The following is a 21147-nucleotide window of genomic DNA, read 5'->3' as shown; positions in this document are numbered from 1 at the left end:
TAGTCGTCGCTGGATGCGCTGCTCCAGTTCGAATGGGTCGAGCGATTCATATTGTTCCTGTAGCACCTTCTCCTGCTTGTCCGAGAGGATTCCTGACGCTTTGAGGCGTTGGAAGAGGGGCGCCGGCGTATCGTATGTTTTTATATATCGGCTTGACCTTGACGTTCACCCCGAAAACTGGACCAGTTGATACTTTAGGATTCGGCTTCGTTTAACCTCATGATAAGGAGGACGAATGAAGCGGAAGAGATACACAGAGGAACAGATCGTATATGCCCTGAAGCAGGCGGAGAACGGCGAGAAGATAGCCGAACTATGCCGGTCGATGGGAGTCAGTGAGGCCACGTTTTACAACTGGCGCAAGAAGTACAAGGGGCTTGGAGTAAGCGAGGTGCGGGAGTTACGCATGTTACGTGATGAAAACCGCAAGTTGAAGCAGCTCGTAGCCGACCTGAGTCTGGACAAGCACATCTTGCAGGAGGTCATTGCAAAAAAGCTCTGAAGCCTGCACGGAAGCGCGAACTGGCCGAGGGGGCATGTGATGCATACGGACTCTCGGGCCGCCGGGCGTGCGGGCTTTTTGAGTTAAGCCGGACCACCTTTTTCTACAAAGCGAAGCCTCGGGACGATGAGGCGCTTCGTCTGCGGATTAAGGAACTGGCCGCTAAACGTGTCCGGTTCGGTTACCGGCGCATTCATGTTCTGTTGCGCCGGGAAGGATGGGAGATTAATCACAAAAGAGTCTATCGGGTCTACATGGAGGAAAACCTTGCCGTTCGCACGAAACCCCGTAAAAAGTTGGCGAACCGGCCTCGTGTTCCTCTTGAGCAGGCTGCCGGGCCCAACGAGCAATGGAGTATGGACTTTGTGATGGATCGCACCGAGGACGGGCGTCACTTCAGGATACTGACGGTAGTCGATAACTTTAGTCGGGAATGCCTGGCGCTATATGCTGACCGATCCATCACCGGTGAAAAGGTCGCGTCTTGTCTGAACGGAGTGGCTAATCAACGCGGTTATCCCAAAAGCATTCGTGTGGACAACGGAAGCGAGTTTTACTCCAGGTCGATGGATGCCTGGACATATCATCATGAGGTCGCCATGGAGTTTATCCGACCGGGTAAGCCGACCGAAAATGGATACATCGAAAGCTTCAACGGAAAGTTGAGGGATGAATGTTTGAATGTGGAGCTTTTCTTCGGAGTGGACGATGCCCATGATAAACTCGCAGCATGGAAAAAAGATTACAATGAGCAGCGACCGCATAAGTCGCTTGATAACAAGACTCCGACGGAATATATAGGTGCGTGGATGGAGGCGTCCGCGCTTCCCTCCCTCCTCCGGAGGAGGGAGGGAACCCAGAGAACACAGCAACTATTAGAAGCCGTATTTTAGAGGCTCAGTGGTCCAATCGACGGGGGCAGGTCACTTACTACAACAAAAATTGTTACTGACCAAATTGATATCGTAGGTGAAGCGTTTATGGATTTAAACAACAATGCAGAAGGTCGAGATGCGGCTACCGCCGGTCGAGATATAGATCCAGATAATTTGCAAACGAGTCCAAGCGAAGGAGGTGGATATTGAATAAGTACTCCGTAATACGGAGCATCCTTGCCCTTTTTGTTTTCTTGACGGGTTTTACAGTTTCCTGTGCTCGCTCGTCTGATTCAGTTGGTCATCTAGATATTATTAATGAGTCTGGCGAGACGCTGGAGTTTGTGAAGGTGAATGTTTGTAAGAAAGATTTTTCGTTCACAAATATTCTGGTTGGAGCGACTGTTAGTTTTGATTTTCCAGTAAGTCATGAATCTGGATATTCAATTGCAGTGGTAACAGCATCAGGTCAGAAAATAAGCTCGGAATTAGGATATGTGACACGAGGTTTTGATTTTTCGGATAAAATTAAAATACTTGCTGACAAGGCAACTATTGAACGAGTTGATGTGAGTGATTGACTGTGCTGTCGCAGTGAGTGCCATGGCAGGCGCTCACTGCTTTTGCTCGATCTGAAGAGCGTCTCGTGAGTTCCGTTCCATGAGACAACGGGGGAAGGGGGCGGTTATGCCTCTGAAGCAGGGCAAAATTTTGCCAATCTATAACCTTACACGTCGTTATCCAAGGAGGAAGCCATGAGTTCTCTATCAATAATTGTTGTTTGGCTTCCCCAAAAAATGCCCACGTTGTGGTGCTCGAATAGACACAGTAGATCTACTGTCTTCTTTTAAGCATAAAAAGTATCGATAATAAACTTGTTGCTTGCCGTAGGAACACGTTGTTTTTCTCCAAACCCTAAAAAAGGAGGGCTCCGTTCAGAGCCCTCCTTTGTACCGTCCGGCAATCTCCTGCCGGACGGATTCCAGAGCGCAAGGGTCAGTCCTATGAAATAATATTTTGATGCGGCGGCAGGAAGCTGGAGGCGAGACCGCTAATGACGTCGTTTCATAGATGAGTTTTCCGCGGTTGGAAAAAGGTTCAGCTGTTTCCGATTTTTCGGCGCATGAGATCGCGGCTGGAACGGAAGAATGAGGCAGTGGCACGAGTGGCGCGGTAGCGGCAGTAGGCAAGGCGGTTACGGGCAAAGACGATGTGATGGTTTGGAACCCAGTGTCCACCAAGCCGGAATTTATATTCTTCCAGTCCGGGACAAAAGTCGAATGTTTGCATGCCGCGCTGGATCATTTCCCGAATGAGCAGGGAATAGAGCGCAATGCCGGGAGCCATGCCTTTGTATTCCTCGCGCCGGATTCCGGCGGTGTGGATGAATACAAACCCGCCGGAGCAGTAGCCGAGGCAGCAGGCCGGAACACAATTGTCGTCGACTATCTGGGCGAGGAACAGGTTCGGACTGTGTGTCAGATCCTGCACTGTTTTTTTCAGAAACTGAGCATCTTCAGGCCTGGAAAGAACATTCCACTGCTGCCGGTTATTGGCGATCAGATCATCCAGTGCTGGCAGAATGTCCGCTCCGGTCAGAATTTCAAACCGGGTTGCGCCTTCATCGACATTTTTGACAAATCGTCGCGCATGGTTTCTCGGCGTTTTGGCCAGAGTGGACAGCCAATCCTCGAATGTGTTTGGCAGATTGATAACGACCGACTGATCTGCAACGTCGACGGTCCACAGATATTTTTCATAGCGCAGAAGGGTTTTCACCAGCATGGCGCATTCGTTCTGCCAGTGCGGCAATTGAAGCTGCGCCACATCCCAGTCATCAGAATCAATCAGCGCGCCGAGCAGCTTTTTGCAGGATCCGCCTCCTCCGGAATAGTCGGATTCCATGCCGCAGCCCTGTCCAATCCATTGAAGCACGCGCAGGCCGGCGAAGCGGCGAATCATCAACGGATACACCGAGGAGTCCTCTCGGACAATTTTCAGGTTTTGATAGGCTGAACGATATGTTTCTGCCCAGTTGCTGCACCATTCCGGTGTCTGGCCCAGATCGTGGACCGATTGTTCTTCAGACAGAATCCGGGTCCACTCTGCGGCCAGCTGCGGGGTGATTGCTTCGAATGTCTCTCGTTCGCAGCTGTTCATACGCAGAGGGTAGCTCCTATCGTTTCAGTTTGTCAAATACGGTGGACTCGCTTCCTCCGCCGGCAGCCGTGCTGCCGCCGGGTAGATAGATGGCTTCATCATGAAGAACCGGGAAGATGCCGTGCCGGGCGGTAAGCATGCCGGCTTCCTGTCTCCATGTTTGTGTGACGGGATTGTAAACATCGACCCGGTCATAGACATCGCCGGTCACGGCGCCGGTGCCGGTGTCCGTGGTTTCCCCGCCCATGACATAAAATTCGCCGCTGAAGTAGACTGCTTTGCCAAGACCCCCGCGTTTTTGCAGCAGAGGCGGAATGGTTGATCCGATGTCGAAACTGGTTTCCCACGTATCTGTGGCCGGGTTGTAGATCAGGACGTCATCGAAGCCTTCTGCCACGATATTGCCATCGCCGCTGCCCGGGCCCCGTCCGCCGAAGATGTAGAAGCGTTCGCCATCGGTGGCGGAGGCGGCATGGTTGCGTCCAGCCGGCATCGGCGCGAGCATGGTCCAGCTGTCTGTCGCCGGATTGTAGACTGCGTTGGAGGTGACGGTGGTGTTGGAGGCAATTCCTCCTGCCAGGTAAACCTGGCCGTCGATCAGCGCCGTGGAGGCAGAGCCGCCGGCCCACGGGACATCTGCGCCGAGCGACCATGAGTCGGTTTCCGGGTCGTAGATCTGGACATAGGATAGGTCTTCTTCAAGGCCGCCGAAGAGATAGAGCTTGCCGTCGATGACTTCCGCCGCATGGTGATTGCCGGTGTAGGTTCGTGCCTGCAGGCCGGTAATCCATGCGCCGCTGAAAAAGTCGTAGGCAAAGGTGCCGGGATGCCCCTGGCCGACCACGTAAAGAACGCCGTTTATGACGCCGGCGGAGACTTCCGCCAGCGGTTCGGGAAGGTCCTCCAATACGGTCCATTCACCGGTTCCGCTGCCCGGTTCGGGCAAATAGCGAAATGCATTGGAGATGACCGATACATTTTCGCCGCTGGTCACCGTGATATCCAGGAAGTCGGATGTCGGGTTGGATTTGGCGGGGATGATTCCGCGAATCCGGTTGGAAGACACATAGGTGAGAACTGCATTGGACGCGCCGACCGAAACCGTGGTGTTGCTGAGGGCTTCGAAACCGGTTCCGCCGATGACAAACGGCGTGCCGCCGGACGCCGGTGCGCGCCACGGGAAGATATCGAAGGCTTTGGTGCCGGTTGCACTGATGTCGTTGGGCTGAGCGACAACCACTTGGTTGTCGGTGTAGTCAACGCCGATAATGGCACCGCCCGGACTGCAGACGACGTCCAATGCGTCGATTGCAACAGGAATCAATGCCGTAGAAGTCACTGCGGTGCCGTCGGCAGAACGGCTGATGCGATAGGTGTTCCCGTTCCATTTCTGCAGGAGCAGTTCTCCGCGCAGGGCACCGTTGAAGGTTTCGGAACGATATTCATCGATACCGTTAACCGACGGCAGGAAGATGGCCATTCCCTGAGAGAAAACGCCGGGGACGGATGCGGCACTGTTGTCATAATAAACATTCTGTCGGTCATCGTACCGTCCACGGTTGCGGTTCGGGTGGCCGTAGTAGTTGCCTTCGATGATCAGGTTTAATGTGTCGTTCTGATCAGGATCGGCACCTTGCGTGGTGGCCGATGTGGAGGCCGCGCCATAGCCGGCGTTGGGACCGTTATCGCTGGTGTAGAGAAGACCTTCGGTTGTGTAGACCAGATCGAGCGGATTGCGGAATCCGGCAGCAAACACTTCGACATCTACGTTGGAGGCAACGTCGACGATGTCGCCGTAGACCTGGTCGCTGTTTGTGATGCCGCCAGCCGATTCAACATAGGTGATGTGTCCGTTGAAGTTGCTGCGAGTGATGTCGGCACGCAGGATGGCGGCTGATAGAGGAGACTCGGGCAGGTCGCCCATCGGACAGTCGGGAATTCCCGCGTTACTGTTTCCTCCGACAGCGACGAGCAGTCGGCCCTGATTGTCGAACTGAATGCCGTTGACTCCGTGATCATGGTTGGAGACCGGCAGGCCGTCGATCAGGGTTTCCTGCGTGTCGAAGTCCGGGCCGGTGAGTACGGTGATCGCGCCGGAATAGGGTGAGAATCCTTCGAAGCATTCTCCGCCGTTGGCGAAGAGCTGCGAGTGAGATACATATATTTTTACCGGAGAGGGCGGATCAAACGGGTTGAAGGCAATGCCCAGAATATTGGGGTTGCTGTTGGTTGTTAGTGTGCTGATGGTCTGGGTGTTGGTGACCTGATAATTGTCATCGAAAGACAGTACGGTGATGGTTCCATCAACTCCGCCGACATAGAAGCGGCCGTCCGGTCCCCAATCGCCCTGGGTTGGAACAGGAATTATGGCTGCTGTTTCCAGTGAGAATGCAACCGGAACCGGGCCATCGATCGTATAGTTGTAATGGAAGCTGTCGCTGATGCCGTTTGGTGTTTCCACGGTCACTGTGATCAGTCCGTCGCCCGGTGGCGATGTGAATGTAATCAGTTCTGAGGTGACGGTCAGGTTGGTGCCTGAAATGTTTGTGCTGCCCCAGTGCACAACCACCTGATCTTCCGGGAAGAACCCCAGTCCTGTGATTTCAATGATGTTTCCGCCGAGGTTGATCCCCTCTGTAGGTGCGGAATTGATCACCGGCAGCATCCCGGTTTCATCGTGCGAAAGCAGGGCGGCAGGAATTGACGTTAAAGTGCTGTTGGTCGGTCCATATAGAACTGCCAGCGGCAGGTCCGCAATATTGGTGACTGCGAAACGGGCTTCCAGTTCGTAGGTCCCCATGTGGAGCATGACCGGGTTTGTGTAGGCCGTGCCGTCAATCAGGAGCAGGTTGGTCGACCCGCCGGTCATTGCGAACTCATAAGTGTCCATGGCGCTGATATTGAGGTCCGCAAGCATACGGATCATAACCTGATTGGTGTAAGGGCTGTCACCGACGGTCCCGGCGCTGGCTTGAATCAGCAGGCTGTCCGCACGCTGCGCATAGTCCGCATTGGATGGTACGGACGCGACCATTTCTTCCGTGTTGCGCTCTCCGCCGCCGGCAACTCCTTCGTAGTAATAAACGATCGAGCCGGGTACTGCATGACCATCAGCAACCGTGAAGGTGGCGCTGTTGGTAAGTGTTTCCGGGGGCACGTTGTCGTCATAGATCGCCAAAGACACTTCGTGGGTTCCCAGTGGGAAAGATGCCGTTTCGCTTTGGTTGGTGGCGAACACGGTTCCGTTGGTTGACCAATTGAAGGCGGCAAGTTCGTGCCCGAATTCATGCGTGTGAGAGTCGGTTCCGTCGAGGTAGACCAGTCCGAACCCGTCAGCATCATAATCGACGACCAGTTCCGGAACCCTGATGACGACGTGCAGGAAGGGGTGACCGGTTCCTTCGCCGCCGGTTCCCTGCAGCCGGATACTGACCGGTGCAAAGTCTCCGGACAGTTTCAGCCATGCATCATTGTCGATCTCTTCGGTGGGTGTATAGGTCAGGATGATGGTTTTGGTCTCACCTGCGGCGAGCACAATATTAACCGGGATGTCGATGTCTGAATCGCTGCCGGTGTAATCAATGCCATCGATAGTGACGGTAAAGTCGTGTGTGGCACCCTGGATAATGAGGAAGCTGAGGGTGTCGATGGTGATGTCGGAATCACTGGTATTGGACAGTTCAATCTGTTCAACGGTCCCGGTAGAGTTGAGTTCAACATGGCCCCAGGAAATTTCATCTGTGTCGGTAAAGACACTTCCCGAGAAGACTTCGATCGCGGATATTTTCGGATTCTGAACTTTATGAACAAATTCAATGTCGAGCGAGTTGTCTGCAACCTGGGTAAACAGCTCTTTGACACCTGCGGTTTGGAAGCCTGTGTCGGCGACAATGTCGTAATTTTGGAGCGCTTCCTGACCCTCAATTAAAACATCAAAGATCCGGGATCCCGGTTCTGCATTGCCGGGAAAAATTTCGGCGAAGTGGAGCCGGACAACGTATGATCCGGGTTCCACCGGAAAACTGTACACCATTTCCGGAGTATTGGTGTCGTCCCATCGTTCGTCCTGATACAGTGGTTCCATGTTCGTTCCGTTGACTGTGACGTTGGTGCTGTAAGCCGTTCCGGTGTTATAAAAACCGTCATCGGTTTGCCAATAGTTTCCATCTGGATCTGTATAGTCTGATCCTCCGGCATTTACATAATAGTGATAGGCTCCGGCGCCGTGCGCGTCTGCGTAGAGATGCGTCGAATGATTGTCGAAATGGCTTTTAACCTGTGCGTTGCGTGAGCCGATGGATGTCGGGGCAAAGGCAACATTGAACTGAACTGTCGCCTGCGGTGCCATGACGTAATCCGTCGGCGGCAGGTCTGTCAGAAGAAAATCATTGGTATGCTCACCCAGCAAAACGATCTCCATCAGGGTGTGTGCCGAATCGTCCTCGTTGGTGAGGTAAATGGTTTGTACCGCAGAGGTTTCCCCGATGTTGACGGTGCCGAATTCCAGCTGTTCAGGCAGGATGAAGAGCGCCGGGAAGCCAACCGACATCCGATAAAAACGATGAGGGAGAATGTTTGTGTCGGAGCCCAGTGTTTTGTATCCGCCTCCGGCGACGTTCTCAACCAGCGACGTCCAGGCTCCCGCGGCCAGGTCATCGCTGTACTCAATTCGGTAGACTCGCTCAGATGAGGTGGATGCCGAAAGAATTGGGGTGATACTGTTGGTGTCCCATGTCAGGTCAAGCAGAGGAAAAGAGAGGTCGCTCTGAGGGTCGGTATCGGCTACATATTCCTTATAGTTGCTGAAGCCGTCGTTGTCGGCATCTTCTGCGGCGTCGTTTGTGGCAGCGTTCAGGCTGTGCAGAACTTCCCAATCGTCCGGCATGCCGTCGGAATCGCTGTCGAGGCCGTGGCCGGAAACAAAAGCAAGAGGCAGTGATAATAAGAGCAGGGCGATGCCGACGCCAGTTCTTTTTCGACGATCCGGTGTTTTTGAGGAATAAATATTCGTGTTCATGATGTTGTTCCTGTTTCGACGTTCAGTTGTTTGTTTTTTATAACAATCAGCATTTTTTTCGGTTGTTGATTGATAGACAGTGGCGCCGAATTTCTTCGGATATTACTGTTGGTGTTTGTTTGTGTTGTCGGGCCGAATCGGAATTTGTTCGGTTCGACCGGTGTATTCCTGGTGAGACTGGGCGGTTATCTCTTTTCGACTGATTCGGTCCAGCACATCCTGAAGGGCATCAGGGTTTCCTGTCAGGAAATGTCCGTGATGTCGGCGAAAGCTCTCGGCAACGGCTTTCGGGTCTGCTTTTTCTTTTACGCGTTGAATCTCATGAATGAGCGTTTCCTTGTGATTATCGTAAATTACAAAGTTCGGTGGCAGTCTGTGATGTGAACCGAGCGATGCATCCGGCAGCCGATGGGCATCGCACCAGTCAGCATATGGAGTCATAATGCGGCTGCCGCAGGCTTGAAGCTCACAGATCGGCAGTCCAAAACTTTCCATATGTGCGAGGAAGTAGATACTGCAGGTCCGATAAATTTCCCGGATTGCGGAAATGGGATACTGTCCCTGCAGAACAACATAATCTGTATCGGTTTCTTTCAGAGCTTCGAACTGCAGTTTTCGTTCTCCGGGAAAGGCTTCCCGTTCAAAATCAATTAGCGCGCGGAATGAACTTTTTGGGGCCGGATAAAGAGAGTCATCATCCAGATAGATTCCAATTTCCGAACAGGGTTGTTCTTCCGCAGGCATGGGAAGGCGGTTCTGTTTGGAAACACAGAGGTACCAGTCATAGCGCTTGAGTCCTCGGAAAGTTTGGGAACCTGATCCCCAGAGTTCGTTTCCTGCAGATTTCAGCCATGGACCCCAGCGTCCAACCGTTGGAAGGTACGTTAAATCGTAAAGGAGAACCGGTGTGTCGGGCACCAGCAGTCGAAGGGTTTCAATTGCCAGGGCGGTTGTGAATGCATCCCGCAGATGCTGGACAACAATAATGGCGTCGAATTCTGCCAGTCGCGACATGTATGGGCGAAAGAAAATATGTTTCAGCGAACCTTTGATTCCTGCTGAATGAGAAAGAAGGTTCAGGCTGAGCGGAAAGACAGTAGGATGGGCCCGTAATTCCCGAAGCATGCGCTCAAGCCCCTGAGTCATCGGGCAGATATATCCTGGTGTCAGATTTCCTAGTATCGCGATCTTCATGCCAGTCCTTTAAAAGTGTATTTATTTTGGCATTGTGAAACCTTTTCTCGGATTGATTTGTAGGGATATTAAAGTCCGATCTTTCCAATAGCAAGAAATGTTATCAAACAAGTCGGGTTTAGTGGGGCTCACGTGCTTTCTCAAAGGCGTCCGCGCTTCCCTCCCTCCTCCAGAGGAGGGAGGAAACAAAACAAACCCGGAGCTATGCGGCATAACTAAAACAAAGCATTGAGTGGTTTAAGACCCGAGTCCACTTCTTTTCCCGCGAACTTGTGCTTTGGCTGAAATTGTTTGGTATCCTTTTAGAAAAAGAGATTATGAAGGTTTTTTGCAGAGATTGCGAGTGTGTTTGAAACGTTTGGAATATGCTGGGGTGAATTTTAGAAAATTAGATTAATCAACATAGATTTGAGTATTATTTGTATAGATATGAGTATGGCGACTTGTTTGGATAATATGGAAAATGAAATTTCATCTAGTCTAATAAGAGGGAAAGGGGGTCCAGTGAAAACGGTTGTTTGGGTTTTGTGTTTGTGGTTTTCGTTTTTTGTCTTTGCTGAAGAGTGGAGTTTGGGTATGGGGAAACCGTTGATAGGTGGGTATTTTCGTTCCACAGATCAGTGGCATAAGGATTGGGGAATAGAAAAAATACCATTTGATTATTATAGTCAGATTATCCATTTCGGTCATTTGAACTATAATTCTGAAACGGGAGAGGCCAATGCCGAGCCGGGGTTTTGGCCTGATCGACAACTGGTTTCTTTGTGCCGCCAAGAGGGGGCTCAAGCTATTCTTTGTCCGTTCATTTTTGGTGGTGAAGTATGGGAGAGAATTTGTAAGAGCATTAAGGATACAGAGGAGTTTGCCGATGCGATTGTTAATTTGATGGATGATTATGATTATGACGGAATTGACATCGATTGGGAGCATGTTACGACACCCGAGGCTGGCAGGAGATGGGGGGGCTTGATTCAATGCCTGCGACGTAAGATCGATATAGTTGCTAAGCGAAAGCAGCGTCAACATTATTTGACAGTTGCATTGATGCCGGGAGAATGGGTTCGACGTAATTTGGATATGGAAGTGATTTTGAATAATGTGGATCTGATCCATATGATGACTTATGATATGAGTGTTGGTTATGCCGGGAATACGGCCCCTTTAAATAAGAACCCATTAGCTCCTCATAAAAATTCATATTTGAAGATATCCATAAATCGATGGGTTGATGCGGGGATTCCTAAGTCACGAATAATGGTAGGGTTGGCATTTTATTCACCATTATATGAAAATTGTTTGCCATATGAAAAATTAGATCCGGAAAATGGTAAACGTAAGATAGAACAGATTCCGTATGTTGATCTTTCTAGAATCGTGGAGAAAGAAAAGTGGTTTTCACTTGCCTCGGCCGATAATAGCGAAGTTTGCTATATTAGCCCTGACGGGAAGAGACTCGCGGTGATGGATGGTCCAGAGCAAATTCGTATGAAGACGGAATGGTGCTATTTTAATGATTTTGGCGGAGTTTTCTGCTGGTCAATTCGTTGTGATGCCCGAGATTATTCGTTGGCAAAGGCGATGAGTAGTCCATGGCGAAAGTGATCAAAAGTATTTTTTATTACAAACAAATAAATGAGGATAGCTAGTGAACAACAGTTTATCATTGTCAAATAATCGTCATTTGACCGAAAGAAAAATCCAAATAGTTGGATATTACCATGGGCGAAATTTTGACCTCAAAGCGCCGGAATATGCGGTAGCGGACTCTTCTTTTGAGCAGGTTACCGATGCTATGTATTGGAGTGAGATAGGTGTAGATAAGCTTACGGAAGAGTTTTATGAAGATACATTCATTTCGTTTATGGAGCGAAGTGCAGAAAAAGGTGTTCGTCGAGTTCTCTGTACTGGAGTTTCTTCTGGTGAAGTGATGAGGGATCTGATTCGTAATCCAGAAGCTCGTGCCAAAAATATTAAGGAGATAGTTCAGTTTGTAGTATCTGTAGGATTAGATGGGATTAATATTGATTGGGAGTATCCTAATCCAGAAGACTGGCTCGATTATTCAAATTATCTAATGGAGTTAAATGCGGCGCTGAAACCTTCAGGGAAAACTCTTTCGCTTGCACTTTCAGAAAATCTGGACGGGTTGTCATCTGATGCGATAGAGGCGCTTGATTATTTTAATATCATGGCTTATGACATGATGTGGGGAAAGGATGCAAGGGGAGAGCGACACTCTACTTTCCCGGATTCTGTAGATTCAATTCAATATTTTATTGATAAAGGCTACCCTCCGGAAAAGCTTAACTTGGGGATCCCATTTTATGGGCGGTTTGTTAATGAAAAGTCACTTTCGCATTCCATTTGGTTGTTTCACGATGGGAACGAAAGTTCCTATAAAACCTTTTGCACAACATGTTCTCAGCTCCTTTCCTGTCAGGATATTTACGAAGGGTTTTACTATAATGGGATCGATATGGTTAAACGTAAAACACGTTGGGCTGTCGATAAGGGGCTGCGTGGGGTAATGATTTGGGAAATGGGATTCGATCTTCCAGTTGAAGATAACCGTTCCTTATTGAGAGCAATTGTTGAGACGGCAACGCCGGATCGGGAAGGGGGACGAGAACTTCCGCATGGAGTTACATTATTCTTGCCGCAGCTCGGAGGTTTAACGATGGACTTATGGCGCAATGTCCCCGGGTCTGCTGTAGCAGATTTGGTTGAGTTATCTGCGTATCCAGAAACCCCGGACTATCGAAGTTGTGTTTATAATCTTGAAACCCGATATGGATGGGACAGAAATTATGGTGTTCGAATCTACGGATATTTGCAACCAAAGGAGTCGGGCCTCTACTATTTCTGGTTGGCTGGAAATGATAACTGCGAATTATATTTGAGCGAAACGGATAACACAGAAGATAAGCGCCTGTTAATTTCTGTTGAAACATCAGGTGAAGATGCTTTGCGAAATAGGGAATGGGATAGGTATCCTAATCAACGGTCAGTGCTTGTTGAGCTACAGGTAGGTTGCCGGTATTATATCGAGGTTTTGCACAAAGCTGGTGAGGAAAACGGTTATATTGCCGTGGCTTGGAATAAGACAGGGGGCGATAGAGAGATTGTTATGCAGAGTAACCTTACTCCCTATCGTACGTAGGAACGTGCTATTATGAGTATTATTGATACCTTTATTGTTGTTGTTGTTATGATTTTTATAACAGGGATGGCGGTTTTTACTAAGCGGTATACTAGAAGTGTCGCCGATTTTTTGGCCGCGAATCGTTGTGCTGGGCGTTATCTACTTTGCATTTCCGAAGGGATGGCTGGTCTCGGTGCCATTACAGTAATAGCGAATTTTGAAGTTTTCTATAATGCAGGATTTACTGCTGTATTTTGGCAGCAGCTAATGATTCCAATTTGGTTGATTGTAGGTGTGTCCGGCTGGGTAATATATCGCTTTCGTGAAACCCGAGCGCTTACCATGGCTCAATTTTTTGAAGCTCGTTACAGCGAGAGCTTTCGTGTGTTTGCTGGAATTCTTGCGTGGGTGTCAGGTATAGTTAATTTTGGAATTTTTCCATCAGTTGGAGCACGTTTTTTTATGTATTTTCTGGGATTTCCAGAGAGGGTTTTCGGGGCGTCCACATATATTCTTCTTATGTTGGGACTGCTTTTGATTTCCCTTTTGTTTGTGTTTCTTGGTGGGCAGATTGCTGTAATTGTTACCGATTTTTTACAGGGAATCTTTTCCAATATTGCATTTTTGGTCATTATTACCGTACTTCTTGTTCGATTTGATTGGTCGGAAATAATAAAAACTTTACTGGCAAGCGCGCCAGAAAATGCGTCTCTAATTCATCCGTTCAAATCGAGTGAAGTGGAGGGGTTTAACTATTGGTTTTATCTCATAACTGCGTTTGCTGGTGTCTATCAGTTTCGCGCATGGTTGGGGTCGCAAGCATATAATTCTTCTGCCAAGAATGCTCATGAAGCAAAAATGGCAGGAATTCTCGGAACATGGAGATTTGCAGTGCAGCTCATGTTTTTGGTGTTGCTGCCTGTTGTTGCATACTTCGTGATGCATAATACCCAGTTTGCAGCTATTGCCGCTGATGTTACAAGCAGTCTGGATACAATTAACAATCCCCAGGTTGCGAAACAGATGACGGTTCCGTTGGTGCTTGCCCGCATACTTCCAACGGGGTTGCTTGGTGCCATGTGTGCGCTCATGCTGTGCGCCTTCATCTCCACCCATGACACCTATTTGCATTCATGGGGAAGTATCTTTATTCAAGATGTATTCCAGCCTCTCTATAAAAAAACTCTTACAGAAAAGCAGCATATGTGGCTTCTCCGCGGATCTATTCTGTTTGTTGCAGTTTTTGTTTTTTGTTTTAGCCTGATCTTCAAACAGACCCAGTATGTTTGGATGTTTTTTGCCATTACCGGCGCCATATGGCTTGGTGGTGCCGGGGCGGTTATTCTAGGCGGATTGTATTGGAAGCATGGAACCACCCGGGGAGCATGGGCGGCACTGATCGTAGGTTGTGTTGTTGCTGTTGGCGGCATTGTCGTCCAGAACTCATGGGAGAATCATCTCTATCCATGGCTTTCTAGAAGTTCGCCTCAGATCCTGGGGGCATTCACAAATATTGTAGAAGGCATTGCTCAGCGTGTTCCGGGGATCAACTGGGAAGTTACTCCCGAAAAGTTTCCAGTTGACGGCCAGTGGATGCTCGCATTGTCCATGTTGTTGGCCATTATTAGCTACATTATCGGATCCCTATTTGATCGGTTTGTGCTGAAGGTTCCGGAATTTAATTTAGATCAGCTTCTATGCCGTGGGAAATATGCCATTAAAGGTGAGCACGAAAGAAATATTGAAATGCCGGCAACGGGATGGCGATCCTTGTTGCCGACTAAGGAATATTCATTTTGGGATAAGGTGATCTATGGTTTCTACATGGCCTATACCTTGATCTGGCTTGGTATTTTTGTTGGAGGAACAATTTATAATGCAACAGCAGATGTTCAGGATGAGGTTTGGGCTAAATTTTGGTGGTGGTATGTTGTCATCTCCTTCGTTCTTGCCGTCGCGACAGTTATTTGGTTCCTGTTAGGTGGAATTAAGGATATGAAGCATCTCTTTAAGACGTTGAGTTCGATAAGGCGCGACTTGAGAGACGATGGGTCGGTTGTTAGAGCGGGTAAGGACATGGTCGAAGCCCTCAAGAATGAGTAGCTCCTCTCAGGTGGAGGAAAAGTGTATGAAGATTAAGAGATTAGAAACGTTTATTTTGATAGTGGGTTTGGTTGGGTTTGTGTGTAATGTAACGTCGGCAGAGTCTATGGTGCCAGGTTCTTATGTCTGCAATAAAATATATTCATCTATCACCATTGACGGTCGGGTGGATGAAGATGTTTGGCGGTTGGCGGATGCGATTACCAATTTTTACATCTATAGCCCCAAAGATGCTGAAGATGTTTCTCTAACTGTTGTGCGTATTTTGCGGGATGAAGAGACTTTATATGTTTCCTTTGAGTGCAATGATGATGATGTCTGGTCTAGTTCCAGCAAGGGGGATGCGTCACTTTGGATTGGCGATTGCGTGGAATTATACATCAAGCCTAGGACGAACAACAACACTTATTTTGAACTAGTGGTCGCTCCGAACGGCACGTTGTATGATGCGCGCTATGCTAGTCGAGGGGCGGGAGGGCAGGACCGTTTCTCAAGTTGGTCGTCAGGGGCCCGGGTTGCTACGACGATTCAGGGTACTGATGGCAACTGGAAGGATAATGACCAAGGGTATGTTGCGGAAATGGCTGTTCCGTTAAAGGTGTTCGCCAAAGATGGTGCATCTTTCTGTGACGAAGCATGGTGTTTTTGTGCTACGCGTTTTGATTATTCAAAATCATTTGAGCAACCTCTGCTGCTCATGTCTTTCCCAAAATCACTACATAACGGGTTTCATTACTATGAGGGTTATAACAAGCTCATTTTTAAATAAATTTATACTGAAGGATTCGTGATGCATTTTTCCGTTCGGGCGCTGTTTTTGTTTGTTTTCTGCTATACGGTTTTTTTTGAAGTGCGTGCATCCGAAAACGACCGGGATATTTTTATCCATTCTATTTATGTAGTGGGTGACTCGATCTCAAGCCGCTCTCAATTAGATCAGACGCGGTTTGATTGGTTTGATATTATGTATGTTATGGCATCGCCGATGTGGGAGGCTTCTGATTTTGATAAACCGGAAACAGATGTGGTGCAAAAAATGGTCCGAAATCACTCATATTCAGAGGGGGATTTTGGCTGTAGTTTGGTGCCGGAATTGATTGCTCGAGCTCATTTTGATGGGACAAAGGTTTTGCTCTCAATATTGGGGGATGAAGAATACAACCTTGTAGCTGAGGATCCAGAGAGGAGAAGAAAATTTGCTAGAGTAATAAGCTCTTTTGTAGCAAAATACAATTTTGATGGGGTTGATGTTGATTGGGAGCATACTCTTGATCTTGAGTTGCATATTGCGTTGCTAACTGATTTGCGTGCAGCATTAGATGAGCTTGGAAAACCCACTGTTTTGCGGAATTATTTTCTAACGACAGCTATTCATTCTTGGCGGAAGTATACTTGTGAACAGGCGTCCCGGCTCTGCGGTGTTATAGATTGGGTAAATGTGATGACTTACGATATGGGAGGGGGGATTTGGGGGAAAACTCCATCCCATAATGCACCGTTGGATAAAATTAAAAAAGACCTGAAAAATTGGCGAATGTTTCCTTCTAATAAGATCTGTATAGGTCTTGCAAATTACGGGTTCTATTATAGAGGTATATTGCCTGGCGAGATGAGTGATGTTCCATTGGGAGAGAAAAATGGAAGATATTTTGATTATACGGAATTGACTTCATTGGTTTCAAATGGCTGGACGGAGTCTTATGATTTTTGCGCAGAAGCTCCTTATTATTATAGTCCTGACAAAACTGAATTTGTTACAATTGATAATTCACATAGTTTGCAGCTTAAACTTGAGTGGGCTTTGCAATGTGACTATCGCGGGGTGTTTTGGTGGGAGTTTCAGTCTGACTATTTTCCTGCCGAGGCAGGATTTGATTTTGCCCGCCATCCGTTAATTGATCCTATTGCTGAAAGAATACATGCGGATCGGTCAATATGGGAACGGTCGTCCGACTCGAATAGCAGCAATACAGAAAGGTAGTGTCCAGAATCTTTCGCACTTTCGTTTTGGCATCCTCCATAAGTTCTGTTGTTCGGGGCGGCCTCTGGGCGGTAGTGTCCAGAATCTTTCGCACTTTCGTTTTGGAGTTCTCCATAAATTCTGTTGTTCGGGGCGGCCTCTGGGCTTCGGGCCAACGAGAATGGGTCATATAACTCGTCGGAGTTGGGTCGAAGCCCGAGGCCGCCTATGCGGCATTCTTCTTGAGTTGTTCCAGTTCGTAGAGTCGGGTCATGTTCAGGTAGCGGCGCGTCCCCCATTTGGTGCCTGCGATGTGGCGTAGACGAGCTGCGACCAGCATCAGCGCGGACTGTCCGTCAGGAAAGCTGCCGACTACGCGGGTACGTCGCCGGATCTCGCGCATAATCCGCTCCAACGGATTGTTGGTGCGGATGCGCCGCCAATGCTCCTCGGGATAGCTCATATAGCTCAGTGTTTCGTCTACGGTTCGTTGCACGTGATCGGCCGCTTTGTTCAGCTTCATGCCTTTTAGCTTTTCTACTGACGTTCACCCCGAAAACTGGACCAGTTGATACTTTAGGATTCGGCTTCGTTTAACCTCATGATAAGGAGGACGAATGAAGCGGAAGAGATACACAGAGGAACAGATCGTATATGCCCTGAAGCAGGCGGAGAACGGCGAGAAGATAGCCGAACTATGCCGGTCGATGGGAGTCAGTGAGGCCACGTTTTACAACTGGCGCAAGAAGTACAAGGGGCTTGGAGTAAGCGAGGTGCGGGAGTTACGCATGTTACGTGATGAAAACCGCAAGTTGAAGCAGCTCGTAGCCGACCTGAGTCTGGACAAGCACATCTTGCAGGAGGTCATTGCAAAAAAGCTCTGAAGCCTGCACGGAAGCGCGAACTGGCCGAGGGGGCATGTGATGCATACGGACTCTCGGGCCGCCGGGCGTGCGGGCTTTTTGAGTTAAGCCGGACCACCTTTTTCTACAAAGCGAAGCCTCGGGACGATGAGGCGCTTCGTCTGCGGATTAAGGAACTGGCCGCTAAACGTGTCCGGTTCGGTTACCGGCGCATTCATGTTCTGTTGCGCCGGGAAGGATGGGAGATTAATCACAAAAGAGTCTATCGGGTCTACATGGAGGAAAACCTTGCCGTTCGCACGAAACCCCGTAAAAAGTTGGCGAACCGGCCTCGTGTTCCTCTTGAGCAGGCTGCCGGGCCCAACGAGCAATGGAGTATGGACTTTGTGATGGATCGCACCGAGGACGGGCGTCACTTCAGGATACTGACGGTAGTCGATAACTTTAGTCGGGAATGCCTGGCGCTATATGCTGACCGATCCATCACCGGTGAAAAGGTCGCGTCTTGTCTGAACGGAGTGGCTAATCAACGCGGTTATCCCAAAAGCATTCGTGTGGACAACGGAAGCGAGTTTTACTCCAGGTCGATGGATGCCTGGACATATCATCATGAGGTCGCCATGGAGTTTATCCGACCGGGTAAGCCGACCGAAAATGGATACATCGAAAGCTTCAACGGAAAGTTGAGGGATGAATGTTTGAATGTGGAGCTTTTCTTCGGAGTGGACGATGCCCGTGATAAACTCGCAGCATGGAAAAAAGATTACAATGAGCAGCGACCGCATAAGTCGCTTGATAACAAGACTCCGACGGAATATATAGGTGCGTGGATGGAGGCGTCCGCGCTTCCCACCCTCCTCCGGAGGAGGGAGGGAACCCAGAGAACACAGCAACTATTAGAAGCCGTATTTTAGAGGCTCAGTGGTCCAATCGACGGGGGCAGGTCATTACCACGGAGAACTCTCACTACAAACCGTCCAGTTTTATGGGATCAGGTCACGGGCTTCGCTCATAGCGTTTTGCTCCGCATGGGACATCCGCATCGGCATCCAGCAGGCCGTTGAGCGTCTCCTCAACAGAGCCTCTCACCAGCTCCTGTAGATGTCCTCGAATTGCCGAGTCGTCAATTTCGATGATCTTTTTCGTGGTATCTTCCGTCGTCTTTTGGTCTCTATCCATTTGGTTCTCCTTGTGTTTGCTGACACTCGTATCGTTTTACCAGCCGGGAGAACCCCAACTCAAATGTACGAAAGATTTAATACGCTATCACCACTATCAATGAGGGAGGCGAAAAGACGCTTATTCAGATTATCGAATCGCTTTGTAACAATCACTAAAGTTAAGTAGAGAAAACGACCTTATTCTAAACTGAATTGTAAGTATTATTGGAGGGACTATTTGATTTTTTTGTGTAATTGGCTTCGGTACGCTCCGGGTCTAAGCCCGAACTGGCGTACAAATGCATTTGAAAAGGAAAATGCACTGCTAAATCCGATTTCTTCTGAAATACGGTCAAGTGTCAGGTTAGTGTTGGTCAAAAGGAGTTGTGCTCGTTCCATTCTTAATCGAAGTACCATTTGCATGGGAGTGGTTCCTGTTAACCGTTTTTGAATATTATACAAATGACCAACACTCATATGTGCTCGGGCGGCAAGAATGTCTGCTGTCCAAGGTTGTGTTAGATCAGCTGATACCTCATGCCAAAGTTGATCTATTTTTAATAAGTGACTTATATCCGAAGACTTATATTCTGGCTTTACAGTGCGTATGATATAATTACTGATAATTTTGGCATAATTAGAGATATTTTGTTCTACCCCATATCTTTCTGGAGACTTTTGTTCATCAATGCAGGCGTCAATTGCGCTGGCTAATTTTGACAAGTCATTCGCTATATGAATAGATGGCATTTTTTGTTCTAGAAAATGCCATCGAGGGGTATTCCAAAGATTAACCCATATCCCTACGGATTTTCCTTTTGAGAGATGGGTCCATTGAGGAAAACCGGCAGGTACAATGAGTACGTGATTGGGGGGGAGGTTTTGTTCTCCTTTTCCAATATCGAAATATATATGGTTGCCCCTTACTGCATAGTACAATAGATGTGTACTTGATTTTTTAGTGCCAGCCAAATAATTGCCATGAGCCCAGTCGGTACCTAAAACCCTAACATCAAGATCTACGAGTGATTTAACGGATTTTTGAGTAAGGTCTATCATGCGTTGCCGTGTTCGGGGTGTTGATGCGAGAACCGTTACTTCTTCTGTTTGTTGGTTTTTTCTCTCCCCCAGTATCGATGGAATGGCTACTGAAACTTCCATAAAGCTTATATATACAACTTTACCTGAATATAGTCAACTGAGAATCGTACCATGCCGAGTTTGACCGCAGTAGGCGTACGGATCAAAGAGCAACAGCTTGGTGACGTTCACCCTGAAAACTGGACCAATTGAACTTTAGGATTCGGCTTCGTTTAACCTCATGATAAGGAGGGACAATGAAGCGGAAGAGATACGCAGAAGAGCAGGTCGTATATGCCCTGAAGCAGGCAGAGAACGGTGAGGAGATTGCCGAACTGTGCCGGTCGATGGGAGTCAGTGAGGCCACGTTTTACAACTGGCGGAAGAAATACAAAGGGCTGGGCGTTAGTGAAGTGCGTGAGTTACGCATGTTGCGTGAGGAAAATCGCAAGCTGAAGCAGCTCGTCGCTGACCTAAGCCTGGGTAAGCACATTCTGCAGGAGGTCATTGCAAAAAGCTCTGAAGCCTGCACGGAAGCGCGATTTGACCGAAGAGGCTCGTGAGATGTACGGACTTTCCCGAGGCGACCTAACGCCGGTCAAGGCAAAGACAGTCGGTAAAATATCTAAGGTGCTGGCCGGTTTCTGCACAATGCGGTTCGGCGATATCGTTTCCTCCCAGCAAAAGATCGCAGGTACACGAACCCCACTCTCCCAGGTTGATCCTTTTCCATCGCGAAATGGCAAAGCATAACCTATTTGTAATCGAGGTTCAGCAGTATTAACCTCGCCCATGGACCGTTGTCCGCTGTCATCTAAAAGAAAAGCTATTACATTGGGACTATCTTTTGGTTGTCTTCCTAGGACATGCAACGCTTGCGTAATAAGCATTCCTGAAATAATAATTTTTTGTAGGTTTTTCGATTTCAAATTTACCGCTTCTTTCAATGTTTAAAAACACGGTACCCTTAATTTTAAATTAAACAATATCCGGATCAGACGTATTTTTTTTCTCAGGCATAATGGTTTTTGTCAGCAGCCAGCAGTGATTCGGGGGTTTAATCCAAATCAATGTTTTATTTGTTATGTCGC

General features: G+C 48.5%; 14 protein-coding genes and 2 pseudogenes. 9 read left to right on the top strand and 7 right to left on the bottom strand.

Going from position 1 to position 21147, the window contains the following annotated elements; all coding sequences use genetic code 11:
- Positions 1–235 precede the first annotated feature (235 nt).
- Positions 236–1395 (top strand): IS3 family transposase gene (locus GT409_RS14915; protein WP_408647945.1). Its coding sequence is split into 2 segments (ribosomal slippage): positions 236–491 and positions 491–1395, totalling 1161 coding nucleotides; the frame shifts between segments, so codons are not numbered across the junction.
- Positions 1396–1583: 188 nt separating this feature from the next.
- Positions 1584–1958: a hypothetical protein gene (locus GT409_RS14910; protein WP_160629846.1), complete on the top strand. Its 375-nt coding sequence runs from the start codon at positions 1584–1586 to the stop codon at positions 1956–1958.
- Between the two features lie 517 nt (positions 1959–2475).
- On the opposite strand, the gene GT409_RS14905 is transcribed toward GT409_RS14910, so the two are convergent.
- The 3 genes from GT409_RS14905 to GT409_RS14895 all read right to left on the bottom strand — a co-directional run bounded on the left by GT409_RS14905 (position 2476) and on the right by GT409_RS14895 (position 9748).
- Positions 2476–3537, bottom strand: coding sequence for a GNAT family N-acetyltransferase (locus GT409_RS14905; protein WP_160629845.1), 1062 nt, complete (start codon positions 3535–3537; stop codon positions 2476–2478).
- A 16-nt stretch (positions 3538–3553) separates the two neighbouring features.
- Entirely contained in the window at positions 3554–8554 is a 5001-nt protein-coding gene (locus GT409_RS14900) for a malectin domain-containing carbohydrate-binding protein (RefSeq protein ID WP_160629844.1), read from the bottom strand.
- A gap of 102 nt (positions 8555–8656) precedes the next feature.
- The gene (locus GT409_RS14895) at positions 8657–9748 is read right to left on the bottom strand and encodes a glycosyltransferase family protein (protein WP_160629843.1); all 1092 of its coding nucleotides are present in this window, start codon (positions 9746–9748) and stop codon (positions 8657–8659) included.
- Positions 9749–10252: 504 nt separating this feature from the next.
- On the opposite strand from GT409_RS14895, the gene GT409_RS14890 reads away from it, so the two are divergent.
- From GT409_RS14890 to GT409_RS14870, 5 genes are read left to right on the top strand one after another with little or no spacing between them, the layout of a single operon-like run.
- A complete protein-coding gene (locus GT409_RS14890) occupies positions 10253–11350 on the top strand; it encodes a glycosyl hydrolase family 18 protein (RefSeq protein ID WP_160629842.1) in 1098 nt (365 codons plus the stop codon).
- 43 nt (positions 11351–11393) lie between these two features.
- Positions 11394–12908, top strand: coding sequence for a glycosyl hydrolase family 18 protein (locus GT409_RS14885; RefSeq protein WP_160629841.1), 1515 nt, complete (start codon positions 11394–11396; stop codon positions 12906–12908).
- Positions 12909–12920: 12 nt separating this feature from the next.
- On the top strand, positions 12921–14993 hold the full coding sequence (locus GT409_RS14880) for a sodium:solute symporter family protein (protein ID WP_160629840.1): 2073 nt from the start codon (positions 12921–12923) through the stop codon (positions 14991–14993).
- Between the two features lie 25 nt (positions 14994–15018).
- The gene (locus tag GT409_RS14875) at positions 15019–15762 is read left to right on the top strand and encodes a carbohydrate-binding family 9-like protein (protein ID WP_160629839.1); all 744 of its coding nucleotides are present in this window, start codon (positions 15019–15021) and stop codon (positions 15760–15762) included.
- A 21-nt stretch (positions 15763–15783) separates the two neighbouring features.
- Complete coding sequence (locus tag GT409_RS14870; protein ID WP_160629838.1) at positions 15784–16974, top strand: glycosyl hydrolase family 18 protein; 1191 nt, start codon at positions 15784–15786, stop codon at positions 16972–16974.
- A gap of 205 nt (positions 16975–17179) precedes the next feature.
- Here GT409_RS14870 and GT409_RS14865 read toward each other — a convergent pair.
- A pseudogene (locus tag GT409_RS14865) lies at positions 17180–17491 on the bottom strand (transposase); the annotation flags it as partial.
- Between the two features lie 79 nt (positions 17492–17570).
- On the opposite strand from GT409_RS14865, the gene GT409_RS14860 reads away from it, so the two are divergent.
- Positions 17571–18730, top strand: a protein-coding gene (locus tag GT409_RS14860) for an IS3 family transposase (RefSeq protein WP_408647942.1) whose coding sequence is annotated in 2 segments (ribosomal slippage) — positions 17571–17826 and positions 17826–18730 — 1161 coding nt in all. Because the reading frame shifts where the segments join, the coding sequence is not laid out codon by codon here.
- Positions 18731–18815: 85 nt separating this feature from the next.
- On the opposite strand, the pseudogene GT409_RS14855 reads toward GT409_RS14860, so the two are convergent.
- Both GT409_RS14855 and GT409_RS14850 read right to left on the bottom strand, forming a co-directional pair.
- Positions 18816–18995, bottom strand: a pseudogene (locus tag GT409_RS14855) (IS256 family transposase); the annotation flags it as partial.
- A gap of 215 nt (positions 18996–19210) precedes the next feature.
- Positions 19211–20137, bottom strand: coding sequence for a helix-turn-helix transcriptional regulator (locus GT409_RS14850; RefSeq protein WP_160629837.1), 927 nt, complete (start codon positions 20135–20137; stop codon positions 19211–19213).
- A gap of 176 nt (positions 20138–20313) precedes the next feature.
- On the opposite strand from GT409_RS14850, the gene GT409_RS14845 reads away from it, so the two are divergent.
- Positions 20314–20619, top strand: a complete 306-nt coding sequence (locus GT409_RS14845) for a transposase (RefSeq protein ID WP_160629836.1) — start codon at positions 20314–20316, stop codon at positions 20617–20619.
- On the opposite strand, the gene GT409_RS16195 is transcribed toward GT409_RS14845, so the two are convergent.
- Positions 20530–20946: a sulfatase-like hydrolase/transferase gene (locus tag GT409_RS16195; RefSeq protein ID WP_408647965.1), complete on the bottom strand. Its 417-nt coding sequence runs from the start codon at positions 20944–20946 to the stop codon at positions 20530–20532. The two genes, GT409_RS14845 and GT409_RS16195, sit on opposite strands and share 90 nt — an antisense overlap.
- Between the last annotated feature and the right edge of the window lie 201 nt (positions 20947–21147).

Source organism: Tichowtungia aerotolerans (assembly GCF_009905215.1).
In the GTDB taxonomy this organism is placed as follows: Bacteria; Verrucomicrobiota; Kiritimatiellia; order Kiritimatiellales; family Tichowtungiaceae; genus Tichowtungia; species Tichowtungia aerotolerans.
Note: the sequence above shows the minus strand (reverse complement) of the source record. Positions and strands in the feature narration are given on the sequence as shown.